Source organism: Tamlana crocina (assembly GCF_012037625.1).
Map to the genome: position 1 here is coordinate 1 of NZ_JAAVJS010000927.1, position 255 is coordinate 255.

General features: G+C 38.4%; 1 protein-coding gene. It reads left to right on the forward strand.

What is annotated here, in order from left to right; translation table 11 throughout:
* Positions 1 to 255: transposase (locus tag HC176_RS19540; protein WP_209309854.1), on the forward strand; the 255-nt coding region annotated here is incomplete at both ends.

Here is a 255-nt window from a genome sequence, read left to right on the forward strand (position 1 = left end):
AGGGAAACAAAAAATGGTTTTGAACAGGAAATACATCGCTATCAAGCCCAAAACTGTCAAGGGTGTCCGCTTAGAAGCCTTTGTCACAAATCCAAATACGACCGTATAATTGAGCGCAACCATAATCCCATACGATTAAAAGCCCAGGCCAAAACATTACTGAAAAGTGAGCAAGGTATTGCTAAAAGAAAACAACGTTGTTGGGATGTTGAGGCTGTTTTTGGAAACATAAAACAAAATATGAACTTTAAACGC